The following is a 17,811-nucleotide window of genomic DNA, read 5'->3' as shown; positions in this document are numbered from 1 at the left end:
CCCCTCCCACTCGGCTCAGCGTCTGCGATCCGTCTGTGGCCGGACACAAGCCGCATGAGGCCCGCGAGGCCTTGCGGCTTTTTGTGGTCAAGCAGGTGCGTTAGCGAACGATAGTGAATCGTTAACGGCCCGGTTTACGGTAGGCCTCGGAGATCATCGCTGGTTTATGCGGCGTGATTCCTTCACGAATTACGCATTTCCATCCCAGTTGATTGCTCCGCCCCGAGAGTCGTGAGCCGCAGTCTTCCCCACGTTTCGCCCTGAATCGGAGAACAGGCATGAGCCCTACCCGTCGTGACGTCCTGAAGTGGGCAGCCGGAGCCGGTGGCCTGGCTGGTGCCACCGTGCTCGGCCTGCCGAGTACGGCAACTGCCGCAAGCTGGTCCGCCCGGTCCTGGATGGGACAACTCTCCAACAGCCTTCCCGTCGCGAAGCTGACGATCCCCGGAACCCACAACACCTGCGCCAACAGCGGCATAAGCATCGCCAAATGTCAGGACTGGGACCTGCTGACGCAGCTCAACAACGGAATCCGTTTTCTCGACATCCGTTTGAACGGATTGCAGGGCTCCGCGAACCAGATGGGCCTTTACCACGGCAACGTGTACATGAAGAAGCTCTTCCAGGACGTCCTCAACGACTGTGACTACTTCCTGCGGAGCAACCCGAATGAAGTGATCATCATGCGAGTCAAGAACGAGAACGCGGGAGGCCAGGCGCTCGGTGCAGAGGAATTCAGGCGCCGCTTCAACTGGCACTTGGACGACCCGTCGATGCATTTCCGTCCGCTCTTCTGGACCATCCCCGAGTGGCCCACCCTGGGCCAAGCTCGCGGCAAGGTGGTGCTCCTCACCGACTTCAGCCACGACTGGACCGTCCTGAAGTGGGACAGCCACTGCAAGATCCAGGACAAGTACAACGTCCCGGACGACGAGAAGAAGAAGGCGATCGTCGACTGGTTCGACGCGGCGTGGTTCGACCAGACCACTTCTCAGATGTTCATCAACTTCACCAGCACCGCCAAGGGGCCCATCCCCGAACCTTCCATCGGGGCCCAGAAGATCTTCCCGAGCGTCTACTCGTACCTGGAGCCCAGGAAGGCCCAGCGAGCCCGCTTCGGCATCGTGCCCATGGACTTCCCCAACTACCGCCCCGACATCATGAACCTCCTGATCGACAAGAACTTCATCTAAGTCATCGTTGCTTTTGGTCAGTTGTTCTGCTGTCGCCCGAGCAGACTCCCCTGTTCCTGCTTCAGGCCGGCGAACCCGAGCCGCGCATATGCGGCGATGCCCTCGGGGAAGGGCACCACCGACTGGTGCTGGTCGTAACAGTCACGCTCCCACCGGGCAACTGTGATCTCGTAGCCGGATACGTGGGCGCAGAGCTGAAGCAGGATCGGCGGCATCTCTCGTTCGCTCAAGAGGTCAGCGTGCTTGATGACGAGGTCACGCATCCTTTGGATGTTCGGAAGGAAGACCGTCTTGACCCAAAGCCGCCATTCGGCGAGTTCTTCCTCGGTGGGAGGCAGCTCATGCACAAAGGGCGACCTGCCGTCATCGCGAGCGTTGCGCTCCATGAACGCGCCGAATACGCGGCTGTTGGCCTCAGTGAGGGCGAACAGCGGCGCGCGGCGTCGGCTACGGCACCTCGCCGCGTTGTCGGAACGCCCGAATACGTCCAGTATTCGGGCGTCCCTCCGCCTTGCGATGCACCGCATCCGACGCCGCGCGCTGATCCACCACGGATTACGGGACAGCCCTTAGGAAGCGTCACCTCACTTGGCTAGACGTCATTTCGACGACCCAGCGGTGGCGGCCGAGCTGCTGCTCTAATGCCCGGACTTGGGGGTCTTCATCCCTCCTGGGCCCTCTCCCCCGCCCTCATGACCGCTTCCCCACATCCACGGTTGATGACTTCGTCATTCCGTGCGGTCAGAGAGCGGGGGAGTCTGTCCGGGCCGCAGACGCTAAGCCGAGTGGAAGGGGTCGCGATCTGATGCGTGGGCCGTCTCCACCGTCCTGAAAGGTTCTGTGAGGGACCCGGATGCCCGGCAGGCTCGCCGAAGCGCCCGCCCCACGGCCCCTGAGGGACCCGCTCCTCCCTCGTTCAGACCAGCCCGTTCTTTTGGGGGCTTCCCGACAGTCTTTGGCATTCCGGGACGGGCCGGTCGGTCAAGGGTGGCCGAAGGCCATCGCGTAGCGACGCGAACGCAGTGAGCGCCCTTGAGGGACCGGATCGGCACGGAAGGACAGTGGACTGGCGGGAAACCCCCAAACGTTCCGAGAGCCCGGTCAACGGTGCACCGCTCAGTTTCCCCCGAAGCCCCCGCCCCGCCCCCTCACCCCAGCGGCAGATCCACGTACGACGGGGTGGCGTCCGGGGAGGTGAAGGCGAGGGTGGCGCGGGGGTGGTTGGCGTCGCCGTAGAAGGGGTCTCGGGCCGTCAGGACGAGGCGGACGCGGTGGCCCGGGGGGAGGTCGTAGGCCGTCGCCTGGAGGTCCAGGTCCGCTTCGACCAGGGTGTCCGGGGTCGGGTCGAGGTCGGTGTACGGGGCGTGGGTGACGAGGTGGGCCGTGCCGTCGGGGGCGAGGTCCAGGAGGTACGCGACGAAGCTGGAGCCGGGGTTCGGGGCGCGGTAGGTGACGCGGAGGCGGGGGGTGCCGCGCAGGCGGGTGGGTTCCCGTACGGGCTCGGAGGTCCAGGAGGCGGCCACGGTGGGGTCGAGGGGGGCGGCCGGGTAGGACTTCGGGAGTCCCGCCAGCTCGGCGTGGCCGGAGCGGGCGACCTCTTCGGCGACGGTGGTCGGGGTGTCGACCCCGCACAGGATGGTCGCCGACCAACCCGGGTCGGGTTCCGCGGTCAGTTCGGCGGCGCCGGTGAGGTGCAGGCGTCGGATGTGGCGGGTGAGGGAGTGCCAGGTGGGGGCGGGGGCGAGGGTCCGCGTCCACATGGCCTCGGTGAGCACCTCGCCCTCGTCGGCGATGGGGTCGTCCACGCCGCCCAGGTGGTGGTCGAACCAACGGTGGGCGTCGGTCCAGACCCGATTGGGCAGGCCGAGCAGTCCGGTGGTCTCGGGGTCGCCGTGGTCGCCGACGGAGAGGTCGGCGCGCTTGGGGCCGGTGAGTTCGTTGAACAGGCTCAGGGTCTGGTTGGGCGGGAAGAGGGTCTCGTGCCAGGCGTGGGCGAGGAAGACCGCGACCTGGCGGCGGTTGAGTTCCTTGACGTGGGTCAGGGGTGAGCGCCGTTCCGCCCAGCGCAGGTTCTCCTCGGCGTCCCGGTCGGCCAGGACGTTCTCCAGGGCCCGCTGCGTTCGCGCGCCGAGTCGGGCCCGGGCTGCGGCCGAGAGCAGGGCCCGTACGGCGGCGGTTCGGGGGGTGGAGTTCTCGTAGAGGACGCGGCCGAGGTCGCCCCAGCCGCTGAGCGCCACCACCGCGTCCACCCGGGGGTCGTGCGCGGCGACGAGCTGGGCGATGGCGGCGCCGTAGGAGAACCCGAGGAAGCCGATCCGGGTGACCGGGCCCGCCGTGCGTTCCAGGAGGTGGTCCAGGGCGCGGCTGCCGTCGGCGACGTCGAGGGGGCCCGCCAGCTCGGCCTGGCCCTCGGAGCCGGCGAACCCCCGGACGGTGTAGGCGACGACGTCGTGGCCGCGCGCGGTGAGCAGGCTCGCCTGGACGGCGTACGCGATCCAGCCGAGCGGGTGCCAGGGCGAGGGCATGACGACCGCCGGGCGGGGCGTGGAGCCCGTGTGCCGCCAGAGCGCGGCGTCGAGGAGGTCGCCCTGGGCGCCGGCGATCTTGCCCCGGCTGAAGACGGCGACGGCCCGTACGGCCTCCACCTCGGCGGCGCGGGCGGGCGGCAGGCCGGTGGTGTCGCCGCTCTCCAGGGCTGCGGCGAAGGCGGTCAGCGCGGCCGTGTCCAGTTCGGGATGGAGGCCGGAGTGGAGACCGGGATGGAGGCCGGGGCGGGCCGGGTTCGGGGCCGGGTGCGCGGGCGGGTTCGCGGCTGGGTTCACGGCTGGGTTCACGGCGGTTCATCCTCTTCGTCTCGTCGAGTGGCATGGACGGGGTCGGATGCGACGGCGTGGGGGGCTCGGGTGGGGCGGCGGGCGTTCAGTATCGGCGGGTGCGCGGGGGCGTACGGGGTGGTGCGAGCGGAACGGCCGGATGCGCCCCCGGGCCGGGTGTCCTGTGGATCTCGGGCGGGGGGTGGAGCGGCCTCGGGGGATGTCGGATGGTCGAGCAAGTGGGTTTTTCCGTAGGCGTGTTGGGTGCGGTGGCGTGAATGTGGGGTGGACGTGCGGAAATCATGCAAGCGTGCTTGATTGTTTTCCCGGTCGATGCCAGGCTGCCTCCACGCCGAGAGGGGAGCACTCCGTGCCCGAGCCGTCCGCCGCCACCGCCGTCTTCGTCGATCTGGCCGAGGAGGGACGTGAACTCGACGCCCTCGTAGCCGAGTTGCCCGGCCAGGAGTGGGCGAGAGCCACCCCCGCGAGCGGCTGGAGCATCGCCCACCAGATCGCCCACCTGCACTGGACCGACCGGGCCTCGCTGCTCGCCCTCACCGACGCCGAGGGCTTCGCGCGCGAGGTCGAGGTGGCGCTCGCGGCGCCCGATTCCTTCGTCGACGAGGGCGCCGAGGAGGGCGCCCGGACCGCGCCCCCCGAGCTGCTCGCGCGCTGGCGGGCGGGCCGGGTCGCCCTCGGGGAGGCGCTCGGCGCGGCCTCGCCCGACACGCGGTTCCCCTGGTACGGGCCGCCGATGAAGGCCGCGTCCATGGCGAGCGCCCGCCTGATGGAGACCTGGGCGCACGGCCAGGACGTCGCCGATGCCCTCGGGGTGCGCCGCGTCCCCACGGCCCGGCTGCGGCACGTCGCGCGGATCGGGGTCCGGGCGCGGGACTACGCGTACGCCGTGCGCGGACTGAAGCCGCCGGCGGGGGAGTTCCGGGTGGAACTCCGGGCCCCGCAGGGGGGCGAGGTGTGGGCGTACGGCCCCGAGGACGCCGAGCAGCGCGTCGAGGGGCCCGCCCTGGACTTCTGCCTCCTGGTGACCCAGCGGGCCCACCGCGCCGACCTCCGTCTCACCGCGACCGGCCCCGACGCCGACGCCTGGCTGGACATCGCCCAGGCCTTCGCCGGCCCGGCCGGACCCGGGCGCGCCCCGGCCGGGGGCGCCGCGTGAGCCGCCGGCCGCTGCGCGTCGGCAACGCCTCCGGCTTCTACGGGGACCGCCTCGGCGCACTGCGCGAGATGCTCGAAGCCGGCCCCCTGGACGTGCTCACCGGGGACTACCTGGCCGAGCTGACCATGCTGATCCTCGGCCGCGACCGGCTCAAGAACCCGGACCTCGGCTACGCCAAGACCTTCCTGCGCCAGTTGGAGGACTGCCTCGGCCTCGCGCACGAGAAGGGCGTACGGATCGTCGCGAACGCCGGTGGCCTCAATCCGGCCGGACTCGCCGACGCGGTACGGGAACTCGCCGCCGAGGCCGGCGTCCCGGTCTCCGTCGCGCACGTCGAGGGCGACGACCTGATGCCCTACGAGGAGGGGGCCCTCACGGCCAACGCCTATCTCGGCGGCGCCGGGATCACGGCCTGCCTGCGCGCGGGCGCCGACGTGGTCGTCACGGGCCGCGTCACCGACGCCGCGCTGGTCAGCGGGGCGGCGGCCTGGTGGTTCGACTGGGATCCGGAGGACCACGACCGGCTGGCGGGGGCGGTGGTCGCCGGACACGTCCTGGAGTGCGGCACCCAGGCCACCGGCGGCAACTACTCCTTCTTCACCGCCCACGACGTGCGCCGCCCCGGCTTCCCCCTCGCGGAGGTCTCCGAGGACGGCTCGGCCGTCATCACCAAGCACCCCGGCACGGGCGGGGTGGTCTCCACGGGCACCGTCACCGCCCAACTGCTGTACGAGACCCAGGGCGTGCGCTACCTCGGCCCCGACGTCACCGCCCGGCTGGACAGCGTACGGCTGGCGCCGGAGGGCCCCGACCGGGTGCGGATCACCGGGGTCGTCGGAGAGGCCCCGCCCGACACCCTCAAGGTGGGCGTGACCCGCATCGGCGGCTGGCGCAACGAGATGGTCTTCGTGCTGACCGGCCTCGACGTCGAGGCGAAGGCCGCGCTGGTGCGGGAGCAGCTCGCCGGGGTGCTGGCCGGCGCCGCCGAGGTCCGCTGGACCCTGGCCCGGACCGACCACGAGGACGCCGACACCGAGGAGACGGCCGCCGCCCTGCTGCGGCTGGTGGTGCGCGACCCCTCCCCGGACCGGATCGGCCGCGCCCTCACCTCGGCGGCCGTCGAGCTGGCCCTCGCCAGCTACCCGGGCTTCCACGTCACCGCCCCGCCGGGAGCCGCCCAGCCCTACGGGGTGTTCTCCTCGGGGGCCGTGGACGCCGCCCGGGTGCCGCACACCGCCGTCCTCGCCGACGGGACCCGGCTGGACGTACGCAGGCCGGTCGCGGCCGAGGGGGCCCCGGCGGCGGAGCGGACCCCGTTCCCCGGCGCCGAGGCGGCCACCCCCGCCCCGCCCCCCGAGCCCGTACCCACCATCCGGGCCCCGCTCGGCCTGCTGGTCGGGGCCCGCAGCGGGGACAAGGGCGGCGACGCCAACATCGGGGTCTGGGTCGAGACCGACGCCGCCTGGCCCTGGCTGCGCGACACGCTCACCGTCGAAGCCCTCCGACGGCTGCTCCCGGAGACGGCCGCGCACCCCGTCGAACGGCACGAACTCCCGCACCTGCGCGCCCTGAACTTCACCGTCCCCGGGATCCTCGGCGCCGGGGTCGCCTCCGGGCACCGCTTCGATCCGCAGGCCAAGGCCCTCGGGGAATGGCTGCGCGCCCGCCACGTGGACGTCCCGACCCACCTCCTGCCACCGACCCCGACCCCGTGACCGACCCCGACCCCGCGACCGGCCCCGACTCCGTCACCGCCCCCGCCCCCGCGACCGACCCCGACCCCGCCCCCGCCCCCGCCCACCGTCCCGGAGGGAAACCGCCCGTGACCCGCCTCTCCACCACCGTCGACCCGCTCGACCCCGAGCACGCGCGGGCCCGTGACGCCGCCCTCGAACGCCTCGACGCCCTCACCACCGAGCACGCCAAGGCCCTGGCCGGGGGCGGCGAGAAGTACACTGCCCGCCACCGGGACCGGGGCAAGCTCCTCGCCCGCGAGCGCGTCGAGCTGCTCCTGGACCCCGACACGCCGTTCCTGGAGCTGTCCCCGCTCGCCGCCTGGGGCAGCGACTACCCCGTCGGGGCCTCCATGGTCACGGGCATCGGCACCGTCGAGGGCGTCGAGTGCCTGATCACCGCCAACGACCCCACCGTGCGCGGCGGCGCCAGCAATCCGTGGACCCTGCGCAAGGCGCTGCGGGCCAACGAGATCGCCCGTCAGAACAGGCTGCCCTGCATCAGCCTCGTCGAGTCCGGCGGCGCCGACCTGCCCTCGCAGAAGGAGATCTTCATCCCGGGCGGGGCCATCTTCCGCGACATCACCCGGCTCTCGGCCGACGGCATCCCGACCGTCGCCGTCGTCTTCGGCAACTCCACGGCCGGCGGCGCGTACATCCCGGGGATGTCGGACCACACCATCATGATCAAGGACCGGTCGAAGGTGTTCCTCGGTGGTCCGCCCCTGGTCAAGATGGCCACCGGCGAGGAGAGCGACGACGAGTCCCTCGGCGGCGCCGAGATGCACGCCCGCGTCTCCGGCCTGGCCGACTACTACGCCCTCGACGAGTACGACGCGATCCGCCAGGCCCGCCGTGTGGTCGCCCGGCTCAACCACCGCAAGGCGCACCAGGATCCGCCGATCGCCGCCGAGCCGCTGTACGACCCCGAGGAGCTGCTCGGGATCGTCCCGCCCGACCTGAAGACCCCCTTCGACCCCCGCGAGGTCATCGCCCGGATCGTGGACGGCTCCGACTTCGACGAGTTCAAGCCCCTCTACGGGGCCAGCCTGGTCACCGGCTGGGCCACCCTGCACGGCTATCCCGTCGGCATCCTCGCCAACGCCCAGGGCGTGCTCTTCAGCGCCGAGTCGCAGAAGGCCGCGCAGTTCATCCAGCTCGCCAACCAGCGGGACATCCCCCTCCTCTTCCTCCACAACACCACCGGCTACATGGTCGGCAAGGAGTACGAGCAGGGCGGCATCGTCAAACACGGCTCCATGATGATCAACGCGGTCTCCAACTCCCGCGTCCCGCACCTGTCCGTGCTCATCGGCGCCTCCTACGGCGCCGGCCACTACGGCATGTGCGGACGGGCCTACGAGCCCCGGTTCCTCTTCGCCTGGCCCAGCGCCAAGTCCGCCGTCATGGGCCCGGCCCAGCTCGCGGGCGTGCTCTCGATCGTGTCCCGGCAGTCCGCCGCCGCCAAGGGCCTCCCGTACGACGAGGAGGCCGACGCCGGGATGCGGGCCTTCGTCGAGGCGCAGATCGAGTCCGAGTCCCTCCCGATGTTCCTGTCCGGGCGGCTGTACGACGACGGGGTCATCGACCCGCGCGACACCCGTACCGTCCTCGGCCTGTGCCTGTCGGCCGTCCACAACGCCCCCGTCGAGGGCGCCCGTGGCGGCTTCGGCGTCTTCCGGATGTGAGCCCGCAGATGACCCAGCCGACGAATCCGATCACTTCCCTGCTCGTCGCCAACCGGGGCGAGATCGCGGTACGGATCTTCCGCACCGCCCGCGCCCTGGGCCTGGCCACGGTCGCCGTCCACTCCGACCCCGACGCCGACGCCCTCCACGTCCGGGAGGCCGACGCCGCCGTCCGGCTGCCCGGCGCCGCTCCCGCCGACACCTACCTGCGTGCCGACCTGATCATCGAGGCCGCGCGGGCGGCGGGCGCCGACGCCGTCCACCCCGGCTACGGGTTCCTCTCCGAGAGCGCCGACTTCGCCCACCGGGTCCGGGCCGCCGGCCTGACCTGGGTCGGACCGCCGCCCGGGGCCATCGAGGCCATGGCCTCCAAGACCCGGGCCAAGGAGCTGATGCGCGCCGCCGGAGTGCCGCTCCTGGAGCCCGTGGACCCGGCCGCCGCCACGGTCGCGGACCTGCCCCTGCTGCTGAAGGCCGCGGCGGGCGGCGGAGGCCGCGGGATGCGCGTCGTACGGGACCTCGACCTGCTCAAGGAGGAGCTGGAGGGGGCCCGCGCCGAGGCCCTGTCCGCCTTCGGGGACGGGGAGGTCTTCGCCGAGCCGTACGTGGAGCGGGGCCGCCACGTGGAGGTGCAGATCCTGGCCGACGCCCACGGCACCGTCTGGGCGCTGGGCACCCGCGACTGCTCGCTCCAGCGTCGCCACCAGAAGGTCATCGAGGAGGCCCCCGCGCCCGGCCTGCCCGACGCCCTGCGCGAGAGCCTGCACGCCGCCGCCGTGGCCGCCGCCCGGGCCGTCTCCTACGAGGGGGCGGGCACCGTCGAGTTCCTCGTCACCGCCGACGGCCGGCCCTACTTCCTGGAGATGAACACCCGCCTCCAGGTCGAGCACCCGGTCACCGAGGCCGTCTTCGGCCTCGACCTCGTCGCCCTCCAACTGCGGGTCGCCGAGGGCGCGGCCCTTCCCCTGGAGCCGCCGCAGCCCACCGGCCACGCCGTCGAGGCCCGTCTCTACGCCGAGGACCCCGCCCGGGGCTGGCGGCCCCAGACCGGGGTCCTGCACACCCTCGACATCCCGGGCACGGTCCGCGTCGACACCGGCTTCACCGCCGGGGACCCGGTCGGCATCCACTACGACCCGATGCTGGCCAAGGTCGTCGCGCACGCGCCCGGCCGCGCCGAGGCCGTCCGGCTCCTCGCCCACGCCCTGGCCGGGGCCCGCATCCACGGCCTGACCACCAACCGCGAGCTGCTCGTACGCTCCCTGCGCCATCCCGAGTTCACCGCCGGGCAGCTCGACACCGGCTTCTACGAGCGCCACCTCACGGCCCTGACCGGCGAGACCCCGGACCCCGCCCTGGCGGTGCTCGCCGCCGCACTCGCCGAGGCCGCCCCGGCCCCCGGAGCCTCCCTCGCCGCCCGCCTCGGCGGCTGGCGCAATCTGCGGTCCCAACCGCAGACCCGCCGCTACACGGTGGACGGGGCCGAGTTCGAGGCCCGGCTCCAGCCGGTGGAGCACCCCGGAGTCCGTGTCCTGGCCGCCTCGCGCGAGCTGGTCACCCTCGAAGTCGAGGGCGTCCGAAGGGTGTTTCACGTGAAACACCAAGCGAACGGGACGGGGCGCACCGAGATCTACGTGGACTCCGCGCTCGGCGCCCACACCCTCGTCCCCGTGCCCCGGTTCCCGGACCCCCAGGACCGCACCGAACCGGGCTCCCTGCTCGCCCCCATGCCCGGCACCGTCGTCCGGATCGCCGAGGGGCTCGCCCCCGGCATCCCCGTCACCGCCGGGCAGCCCCTGCTCTGGCTGGAGGCCATGAAGATGGAGCACCGCATCCTCGCTCCGGCCTCCGGCACGCTCACCGCGCTCCACGCCGCCATCGGCCAACAGGTCGATTTCGGCGCCCTGCTCGCCGTAGTCCAGGAGGAAACGCAGTCATGAGCCCCGCCGTGATCGAGACAGAGGAACACCAGGCCCTGCGCGCCGCCGTCGCCGCCCTCGGGCGCCGCTACGGCCGCGACTACCTCGCCCGTGTCGCCCGCGAGGGCGGCCACCCCGACGAGCTGTGGGCGGACGCGGCCAAGCTCGGCTACCTCGGGGTCAACCTGCCCGAGGAGTACGGCGGCGGGGGAGGCGGCATAGCCGAACTCTCCATCGTCCTGGAGGAACTGGGCGCGGCGGGCTGTCCGCTGCTGATGATGGTGGTCTCCCCGGCCATCTGCGGCACGGTCATCGCGCGCTTCGGCACCGAGGCCCAGAAGCGGGCGTGGCTCCCGGGACTGGCCGACGGCAGCCGCACCATGGCCTTCGGCATCACCGAACCGGACGCCGGCTCCAACTCCCACCGGATCACCACCACGGCCCGCAGGGACGGCGGGGAATGGGTGCTGACGGGTCGCAAGGTCTTCATCTCCGGGGTGGACATCGCCGACGCCACCCTGATCGTGGGCCGGACCGAGGATGCCCGGACCGGCCGTCTCAAGCCCTGCCTGTTCATCGTGCCGAGGGAGAGCGCGGGCTTCGCCTTCACCGCCATCGACATGGAACTCCAGGCGGCGGAGAAGCAGTTCGAGGTGGTCATGGACGGGGTGCGGCTGCCCGCCGAAGCCCTGGTCGGCGACGAGGACGCGGGCCTGCTCCAGCTGTTCGCCGGACTGAACCCCGAGCGGGTCATGACGGCAGCCTTCGCCATCGGCATGGGCCGGTACGCCCTGGCCAAGGCCGTGGACTATGCCAAGACCCGCCAGGTGTGGAAGGAACCCATCGGCAGCCACCAGGCCATCGCGCACCCGCTGGCCCAGGCCCACATCGAGCTGGAGCTGGCCCGCCTGATGATGCAGAAGGCGGCCCACCTCTACGACGCGGGCGACGACATGGGGGCGGGGGAGGCCGCGAACATGGCGAAGTACGCGGCGGCCGAGGCCTGCGTACGGGCCGTGGACCAGTCCGTCCACACCCTGGGCGGCAACGGCCTCACCCGCGAGTACGGCCTGGCCTCCCTGATCACCGCGGCCCGGGTCGCCCGGATCGCCCCGGTCAGCCGCGAGATGATCCTCAACTTCGTCTCCCACCAGAGCCTGGGCCTGCCCAAGTCCTACTGACCCCCGGCCCCGGCCCCTGACGCCCGCCCCGCCCCGACCGGCCCCGGTGGGGGCGGGGTGGCCGCGTACGCTCCCGGGCGGGGATCCGTACGCCCCCGGGGGAGCCCACCCCCCGTCCGTACGCCCCGCCCGTACACCCCTCCGGAGGAGACATGGCCCCACTCGTGCACGCCGGCCAGGCGACCGGCATCACCACGCTCACCCTCGACTCCCCGGGGAACCGCAACGCGCTCTCCGCGGGGCTCGTCGGCGAACTGCGCGCCGCCCTCGCGGGGGCCGCCGCCGACCCCGCCACCCGAGCCGTGGTCCTGACCCACACCGGCACCACCTTCTGCGCCGGCGCCGACCTGAAGGCCCCCTGCGCACCGGCCGACTTCCTCGCCCTGCTGTGCGAGATCGCCGAACTGCCCCGGCCGGTCGTCGCCCGCGTCACCGGCCACGTCCGGGCCGGCGGCCTCGGCCTGCTCGGCGCCTGCGACATCGCCGCCGCCGGGCCCCGGTCCACGTACGCCTTCACCGAGACCCACCTCGGTCTGGCCCCCGCCGTGATCTCGGCGGCCCTGCTGCCGCGCCTCGACGCCCGCGCCGCCTCCCGCTACTTCCTCACCGCCGAGCCCTTCGGCCCCGCCGAGGCCGCCCGGATCGGCCTGCTCACCCTGCACGCCGAGGACGATGTGGACGCCGCCCTGGAACCCGTCCTCGGCGGGCTGCGCAAGGCCGGCCCCGAGGCGCTCGCCGCCACCAAGGTCCTGGTCACCGCCGGGCTGCGGGAGGCCCTGGAACGGGACGGGGAGCGCCTCGCGGAGCTGTCCGCGGCCGTGTTCGCCTCCGCCGAGGCCCGTGAAGGCATCACCGCCCGCTTCGAACGCCGGGACCCCTCATGGGCGCGATGACCGGCCCCAAGCAGGCCCGCAGCCGGGTCACCCGCCGCCACCTCCTGGAGGCGGCCGTCTCCTGCCTCGCCGAACACGGCTGGGCCGGCTCCACGGTGGCCGTCGTCGCCGAACGGGCCGGCGTCTCGCGCGGCGCCGCCCAGCATCACTTCCCGACCCGCGAGGCCCTCTTCACCGCGGCGGTCGAGTACGTCTCCGAGGAGCGCTCCACCGCCCTGCGCGAGCTGTTCCAGGCCGCCCCGGCGCCCCGCCCGGCCGTCGTCGAGGCTCTGGTCGAGCTGTACACGGGCACGCTCTTCCGGGCCGCCCTCCAACTGTGGGTGGCCGCCTCCAACGAGGAGCAGCTGCGCCCGCAGGTCGTGGAGCTGGAGGCCCGCATGGGTCGGGAGACGCACCGGTTCGCCGTGGAGCTGCTCGGCGCCGACGAGTCGGTGCCCGGGGTCCGCGAGACCGTGCAGGGCCTCCTGGACATGGCCCGGGGCCTGGGCCTGGCCAACGTCCTGACCGACGACGCGGCCCGCCGCGCCCGCGTGGTGGCCCAGTGGTCCCGCATCATCGAGGCCGCGCTGACCCCTGGGCCCGCGCCGGCCTGAGCGCGGAGCGCCGAAGGCGCCGCACCCCCGTGACGGGAGTGCGGCGCCCTCGGCGTGCCGGCGCGGGGCGCCGGTGTCGTGCTCGCGGGTCCGGGTCAGGCCGTTTCGGACATGTCCTCGTAGCCCTGGATGTCACGCGGGTCGCGGCGGCCCGGGCCCGTGTAGCGGGCCGAGGGGCGCACCAGGCGGCCGGTGCGCTTCTGCTCCAGGATGTGCGCCGACCAGCCGGCCGTGCGGGCGCAGCTGAACATGGAGGTGAACATGTGGGCCGGCACCTCGGCGAAGTCCAGCATGATCGCGGCCCAGAACTCCACGTTGGTCGCCAGCACCCGGTCGGGGCGGCGCGCGTGCAGCTCTTCCAGCGCGGCCTTCTCCAGTGCGGCGGCCACCTCGTAGCGCGGGGCGTCGAGCTCCTTGGCGGTGCGCCGCAGCACGCGGGCGCGCGGGTCCTCGGCGCGGTAGACGCGGTGCCCGAAGCCCATCAGGCGCTCGCCCTTGTCGAGCGCCTTCTTCACGTAGGCCACGGCGTCGCCGGTGCGCTCGATCTCCTCGATCATGCCGAGGACGCGCGAGGGCGCGCCGCCGTGCAGCGGACCGGACATCGCGCCGACCGCGCCCGACAGGGCCGCGGCCACGTCGGCGCCGGTGGAGGCGATGACGCGGGCGGTGAAGGTGGAGGCGTTCATGCCGTGCTCGGCGGCCGAGGTCCAGTACGCGTCGACGGCCTTGACGTGGCGCGGGTCGGGCTCGCCCCGCCAGCGGATCATGAACCGCTCGACGACGGACTCGGCCTTGTCGATCTCGCGCTGCGGCACCATCGGCAGGCCCTGCCCGCGGGCGGACTGGGCGACGTAGGACAGCGCCATGACGGCGGCCCGCGCCAGGTCGTCGCGGGCGGTCGCCGCGTCGATGTCCAGGAGCGGTTTCAGGCCCCACACGGGCGCGAGCATGGCGAGCGCGGACTGCACGTCGACCCGGATGTCCCCGGAGTGCACCGGGATGGGGAAGGGCTCGGCGGCGGGAAGGCCCGGGTTGAAGGCACCGTCGACCAGCAGGCCCCACACGTTCCCGAAGGAGACGTGGCCGACCAGGTCTTCGATGTCGACCCCTCGGTAGCGGAGCGATCCGCCTTCCTTGTCGGGCTCGGCGATCTCCGTCTCGAACGCGATGACCCCTTCGAGTCCGGGTACGAAATCGGACATCAGGCGGCTCCTCAAATAGTGCGAACACGCGCGGCTCCCGGCGTGATTCGCGGTCCGGCGCGGTCATCCCCGTTGATGCCCGGCACGGCCGATGGTCATCCGTGCGGGGACCCTCGGACCGGCCCCAAGATTTTGTCCGTTCCGCTTGGGGTTCGGAAGCGTGACATACGGCACACTCCCCGGTCCCGTCCTGCGGCAGGATGTGCCGCGTGACCCATCAGGACCTTGACCCCGCCGTCATGCGCAAGCAGTACCGCTCCGAGATCGTCGAGGAGGGGAGCCTCGCCGACGAGCCGATGGCACAGTTCGCGCACTGGTTCCGGCAGGCCGCCGACGCCCACCTCTTCGAGGCCAACGCGATGGTCGTCTCGACCGCCACCCCCGAAGGCAGGCCCAGCTCCCGCACCGTCCTGCTCAAGCAGTTCGACGCGCGCGGCTTCGTCTTCTACACCAATTACGGCTCCCGCAAGGGCCGCGAGATCGACGCGAACCCGTACGTCTCGCTGCTCTTCCCCTGGCATCCGATCGCCCGCCAGGTCATCGTGACGGGCACCGCCACCCGCGTCGGCCGCGACGAGACCGCCGCCTACTTCCGCTCCCGCCCGCACGGCTCGCAGCTGGGCGCCTGGGCCAGCGAACAGTCCAGCGTGATCGCCTCGCGCGCCGAGCTGGATCGTCGGTACGCGGAGCTGGAGGCGCGCTACCCGGAGGGCGAGCAGGTGCCGGTGCCGCCGGAGTGGGGCGGGCTGCGGGTGGTGCCCGACGCGGTGGAGTTCTGGCAGGGCCACGAGAACCGGCTGCACGACCGGCTGCGCTACGTCCTGGTGGACGGCGGCGGGTGGCGGCTGGAGCGGCTCTGCCCGTAGCGGGGTTGCGCGCGGGGACCGCGGGCGGGACCGCGCCCGCACGCGCGGGGGCCCGGCGGCCCGTGAACGCAGGCGACCCGCGGTCTCGGGTTCCTCTCCTGCAGTGAGAGGAGCCGGCCGGACGTACCGGCGAGACCGCGGGTCGGGTGACTGCTTGGGATTGGCGCCAGGCGGGCTGCGCCGGGCACCGCACTGGGTGCGTTGCTGACGACGGGCCCTTAGCCCGCAGCCACCTCACGCGTCCGGTTTCCGTACATTTCGGGAACCACCTCCCTTCTCGTGTAGGACAGAGCGTAGGCCTGCTCTCCGAGGGCCTCAAGCTATTTATTCGACTCCTTGCGCGATGTCTCAACTCGCCTACCCCTGCCGGGAGTTGCTCCCTACACTGGCCCTCCGTCACTGGGGGAGGGGTTGTCATGAGCGCACGGTCACTGCCGCGCGACTACCGGGTCCGGGCCCAACAGATGAACGCCGTCTACATCGCCGTCGCCCTGGGCACGGCCGGCATCGCCCTGTCCGTCCTGAACCTCAAGGACGTGGCGGGCGGAGTGAAACTGCTGATCATGGCGGTGATCCTGCTCCTGTTCGGCTGGCTGCTGTGGGCCTCCAAGCGCTGCTCCACCTCCGCCGACCTCAAGGGCATCCGGGTCCGCCGCTTCACCGGCAGCCGCAGCCTGCGCTGGGAGGACGTCCAGGAGATCCGGGCCGTGCCCAATCCGAGCGCGGGCATGGCCAAGAACCAGCCGAAGTTCATCTCGTACGCCTACGACTACACCGGGCGCCGGCTCCAGCTCATGTACCTGGACGACAACCACGTCGACGTGGCCCGCGAGATCGGCCTGATGCGCGGCGCCTGGGAGGAGCTGCGCGGCGAGGACTGGGAGCCCGAGCCCGAGGCGCTGGCCCGCATGGGACGCCAGGAGAGCCGCGGGCGCAAGGCGCTGGCGGCGACGGGCTGGGTCCTCGGCTTCATCGCGGTGGTCGCCGTCATCTCCGTGGTGGTGATCGTCGCCGGCGGCTGACCGGACCCGCGCCCGCGTCCCCTTCGCGCCCCCCGGCCGCGCCTTCGCATAGCGAACATTCCGGGACGATTGCGGGAAGCGGCTGTGGTCTGCGTCACGTTCCAGTTCAATGATCTGACGTGCCGCACACGCGAACACCTGCGGGGGGTGCCAGGTGAGTGCTTCCGGACGGGGCGATACCGCCGACGACCTGCTCGCAGCGCTGCTCGACGGGATGGACGCCGCCCTGTGCGCGTTCGACTCCGCCGGCGTGATCACCCACTGGAACCGCGAGGCCGAACGGATCCTCGGCTGGAGCGCCGCCGAGGCCGTCGGCCGCCACGGCTTCGCGGGCTGGGCCGTCCGCCCCGCCGACGCCGACGAGATCCAGGACCGGCTGATGTCCGCGCAGGAGGCGCCCGGCCGACAGGTCCACGAGTTCGCCCTGCTGACCAAGGACGGCGGACGGATCCTCGTCCGCACCCAGTCCGCCGCGGTGCCCGGCTCCGACGGGAAACCGGCCGGGGTCTACTGCGCCTTCAGCGAGGTCCACGCCCAGATCGACCTGGAACGCTCCATCGCGCTGAGCGAGGCGCTGATGGACGACGCCTCCTGGGGGGTGGTCCTCGTCGACGTCGACCTGCGCCCGGCCGTGGTCAACACCCACGCCGCCCGCGCCTTCGGCTCCGGCCGCGCCGCCCTGCTCGGGCGCCCGCTCGGCGACCTGCTGCTCCAGGGCGTCGAGGAGCTGGAGGGCGCCCTCCAGCACGTACTGGCCGAAGGGGCGCCGCCCGCCCCGCTGGAGCTGTGGGTGTCCGTACGGACCCCGGAGGGGGTGCGCAGGCGCTGCTGGCGGTGCGGGTTCCTGCGGCTGGCCTCGCCGCTCGCGGAGGAGCCGGTGCCGCTCGGCGTCGGCTGGCTGTTCCAGGACGTCACCGAGGCCCGGCGGGCCGAGCTGGACACCGGGCAGCTGCGCTTCCGGACCAACCAGCTCCAGCGGGCCGGGCGGGCCGCCGCCGAGTGCGAGGACCCGGCCGAGGCGGCCGCCGTACGCCTCGACTACGCGCTGGCCGGGTTCGCGGAACACGCGCTGGTCGACGTACTGGAACCGGGCCCGCGCCGCCGCCTCGTCCGCGCCGCCGCCTCCCCCTCCGGGCTGGCCCTGCTGCTGCCGGGACCGGGAACCATCCCGGTCCGCTACGAGCCCGCGCACCCGGCGCTCCAGGCCCTCGACCGCGTCGGCCCCGTCCGGGCCAGCGCCCCCGGCGCCCCCGGCGGAGACCCGGCCGAGGGCTGGGCCCGCGCCCGCCGGTGGCCGCCGGGAGCCACCCACGCCCTGTGCACGGTGCTGCGCAGCCGCGGCCGCACCCTGGGCACCCTGACCTTCCTGCGCGGCGCCTCCCGCCCCGCCTTCGAGCGCCCGGACGCCCTGTACGCGGAGGAGGTCGCGGCCCGCGTCGCCGCCGACCTGGACCTGGCGACGGCGACCTCGACGGGGAGCCCGGCGGACAATGCGCCGGACGACGCGCCGGGCGACCGGACGGGCTCCTAG

General features: G+C 72.8%; 13 protein-coding genes and 1 pseudogene. 11 read left to right on the top strand and 3 right to left on the bottom strand.

Going from position 1 to position 17,811, the window contains the following annotated elements:
* Nucleotides 1-398 precede the first annotated feature (398 nt).
* Nucleotides 399-1,193: a phosphatidylinositol-specific phospholipase C gene (locus ACIOD1_RS05125; RefSeq protein WP_401900189.1), complete on the top strand. Its 795-nt coding sequence runs from the start codon at nucleotides 399-401 to the stop codon at nucleotides 1,191-1,193.
* Between the two features lie 17 nt (nucleotides 1,194-1,210).
* On the opposite strand, the pseudogene ACIOD1_RS05120 reads toward ACIOD1_RS05125, so the two are convergent.
* A pseudogene (locus ACIOD1_RS05120) lies at nucleotides 1,211-1,627 on the bottom strand (hypothetical protein); the annotation flags it as partial.
* Nucleotides 1,628-2,341: 714 nt separating this feature from the next.
* On the bottom strand, nucleotides 2,342-4,027 hold the full coding sequence (locus ACIOD1_RS05115; protein WP_401900187.1) for an alpha/beta fold hydrolase: 1,686 nt from the start codon (nucleotides 4,025-4,027) through the stop codon (nucleotides 2,342-2,344).
* Between the two features lie 349 nt (nucleotides 4,028-4,376).
* On the opposite strand from ACIOD1_RS05115, the gene ACIOD1_RS05110 reads away from it, so the two are divergent.
* From ACIOD1_RS05110 to ACIOD1_RS05080, 7 genes are all read left to right on the top strand, one after another.
* Entirely contained in the window at nucleotides 4,377-5,183 is an 807-nt protein-coding gene (locus ACIOD1_RS05110) for a TIGR03084 family metal-binding protein (RefSeq protein ID WP_365620269.1), read from the top strand.
* 68 nt (nucleotides 5,184-5,251) lie between these two features.
* Complete coding sequence (locus ACIOD1_RS05105) at nucleotides 5,252-6,898, top strand: acyclic terpene utilization AtuA family protein (protein WP_401900487.1); 1,647 nt, start codon at nucleotides 5,252-5,254, stop codon at nucleotides 6,896-6,898.
* 107 nt (nucleotides 6,899-7,005) lie between these two features.
* Complete coding sequence (locus ACIOD1_RS05100; protein WP_365620266.1) at nucleotides 7,006-8,604, top strand: carboxyl transferase domain-containing protein; 1,599 nt, start codon at nucleotides 7,006-7,008, stop codon at nucleotides 8,602-8,604.
* A gap of 8 nt (nucleotides 8,605-8,612) precedes the next feature.
* Nucleotides 8,613-10,544 (top strand): biotin carboxylase N-terminal domain-containing protein, encoded by a 1,932-nt coding sequence (locus ACIOD1_RS05095; RefSeq protein WP_365620263.1) that lies wholly within the window; start codon nucleotides 8,613-8,615, stop codon nucleotides 10,542-10,544.
* Nucleotides 10,541-11,704: an acyl-CoA dehydrogenase family protein gene (locus ACIOD1_RS05090; protein WP_365620260.1), complete on the top strand. Its 1,164-nt coding sequence runs from the start codon at nucleotides 10,541-10,543 to the stop codon at nucleotides 11,702-11,704. Before ACIOD1_RS05095 ends, ACIOD1_RS05090 begins: the two co-directional genes overlap by 4 nt.
* 152 nt (nucleotides 11,705-11,856) lie before the next feature.
* Nucleotides 11,857-12,597: an enoyl-CoA hydratase family protein gene (locus ACIOD1_RS05085; RefSeq protein ID WP_401900185.1), complete on the top strand. Its 741-nt coding sequence runs from the start codon at nucleotides 11,857-11,859 to the stop codon at nucleotides 12,595-12,597.
* On the top strand, nucleotides 12,585-13,190 hold the full coding sequence (locus tag ACIOD1_RS05080) for a TetR/AcrR family transcriptional regulator (RefSeq protein ID WP_365620255.1): 606 nt from the start codon (nucleotides 12,585-12,587) through the stop codon (nucleotides 13,188-13,190). Before ACIOD1_RS05085 ends, ACIOD1_RS05080 begins: the two co-directional genes overlap by 13 nt.
* A gap of 95 nt (nucleotides 13,191-13,285) precedes the next feature.
* Here ACIOD1_RS05080 and ACIOD1_RS05075 read toward each other — a convergent pair whose 3' ends face one another.
* Nucleotides 13,286-14,392, bottom strand: coding sequence for a citrate synthase 2 (locus tag ACIOD1_RS05075; protein ID WP_365620252.1), 1,107 nt, complete (start codon nucleotides 14,390-14,392; stop codon nucleotides 13,286-13,288).
* 200 nt (nucleotides 14,393-14,592) lie between these two features.
* On the opposite strand from ACIOD1_RS05075, the gene pdxH reads away from it, so the two are divergent.
* The 3 genes from pdxH (at nucleotide 14,593) to ACIOD1_RS05060 (ending at nucleotide 17,811) form a co-directional block, all read left to right on the top strand.
* Nucleotides 14,593-15,258: a pyridoxamine 5'-phosphate oxidase gene (pdxH, locus tag ACIOD1_RS05070; RefSeq protein ID WP_365620249.1), complete on the top strand. Its 666-nt coding sequence runs from the start codon at nucleotides 14,593-14,595 to the stop codon at nucleotides 15,256-15,258.
* Between the two features lie 416 nt (nucleotides 15,259-15,674).
* Nucleotides 15,675-16,280 carry a PH domain-containing protein gene (locus ACIOD1_RS05065; protein ID WP_365620246.1) on the top strand — a complete coding sequence of 202 codons (606 nt, stop codon included), beginning with the start codon at nucleotides 15,675-15,677 and terminating at the stop codon, nucleotides 16,278-16,280.
* Nucleotides 16,281-16,434: 154 nt separating this feature from the next.
* Nucleotides 16,435-17,811, top strand: a complete 1,377-nt coding sequence (locus ACIOD1_RS05060; protein WP_401900181.1) for a PAS domain-containing protein — start codon at nucleotides 16,435-16,437, stop codon at nucleotides 17,809-17,811.

This window comes from Streptomyces sp. NPDC088097 (genome assembly GCF_044741845.1).
GTDB lineage: Bacteria > Actinomycetota > Actinomycetes > Streptomycetales > Streptomycetaceae > Streptomyces.
The sequence above is the reverse complement of the archived record's forward strand: the minus strand, read 5'-3'. Positions and strand labels throughout refer to the sequence as shown.

Excerpts from the sequence above, each read along its gene's own strand:
- ACIOD1_RS05125 (WP_401900189.1), top strand. The coding sequence starts at position 399 with ATGGGACAACTCTCCAACAGCCTTCCCGTCGCGAAGCTGACGATCCCC.
- ACIOD1_RS05105 (WP_401900487.1), top strand. The coding sequence starts at position 5,252 with ATGCTCGAAGCCGGCCCCCTGGACGTGCTCACCGGGGACTACCTGGCC.
- ACIOD1_RS05095 (WP_365620263.1), top strand. The coding sequence starts at position 8,613 with ATGACCCAGCCGACGAATCCGATCACTTCCCTGCTCGTCGCCAACCGG.
- ACIOD1_RS05090 (WP_365620260.1), top strand. The coding sequence starts at position 10,541 with ATGAGCCCCGCCGTGATCGAGACAGAGGAACACCAGGCCCTGCGCGCC.
- ACIOD1_RS05085 (WP_401900185.1), top strand. The coding sequence starts at position 11,857 with ATGGCCCCACTCGTGCACGCCGGCCAGGCGACCGGCATCACCACGCTC.
- ACIOD1_RS05080 (WP_365620255.1), top strand. The coding sequence starts at position 12,585 with ATGGGCGCGATGACCGGCCCCAAGCAGGCCCGCAGCCGGGTCACCCGC.
- ACIOD1_RS05075 (WP_365620252.1), bottom strand. The coding sequence starts at position 14,392 with ATGTCCGATTTCGTACCCGGACTCGAAGGGGTCATCGCGTTCGAGACG.
- pdxH (WP_365620249.1), top strand. The coding sequence starts at position 14,593 with ATGTGCCGCGTGACCCATCAGGACCTTGACCCCGCCGTCATGCGCAAG.
- ACIOD1_RS05065 (WP_365620246.1), top strand. The coding sequence starts at position 15,675 with ATGAGCGCACGGTCACTGCCGCGCGACTACCGGGTCCGGGCCCAACAG.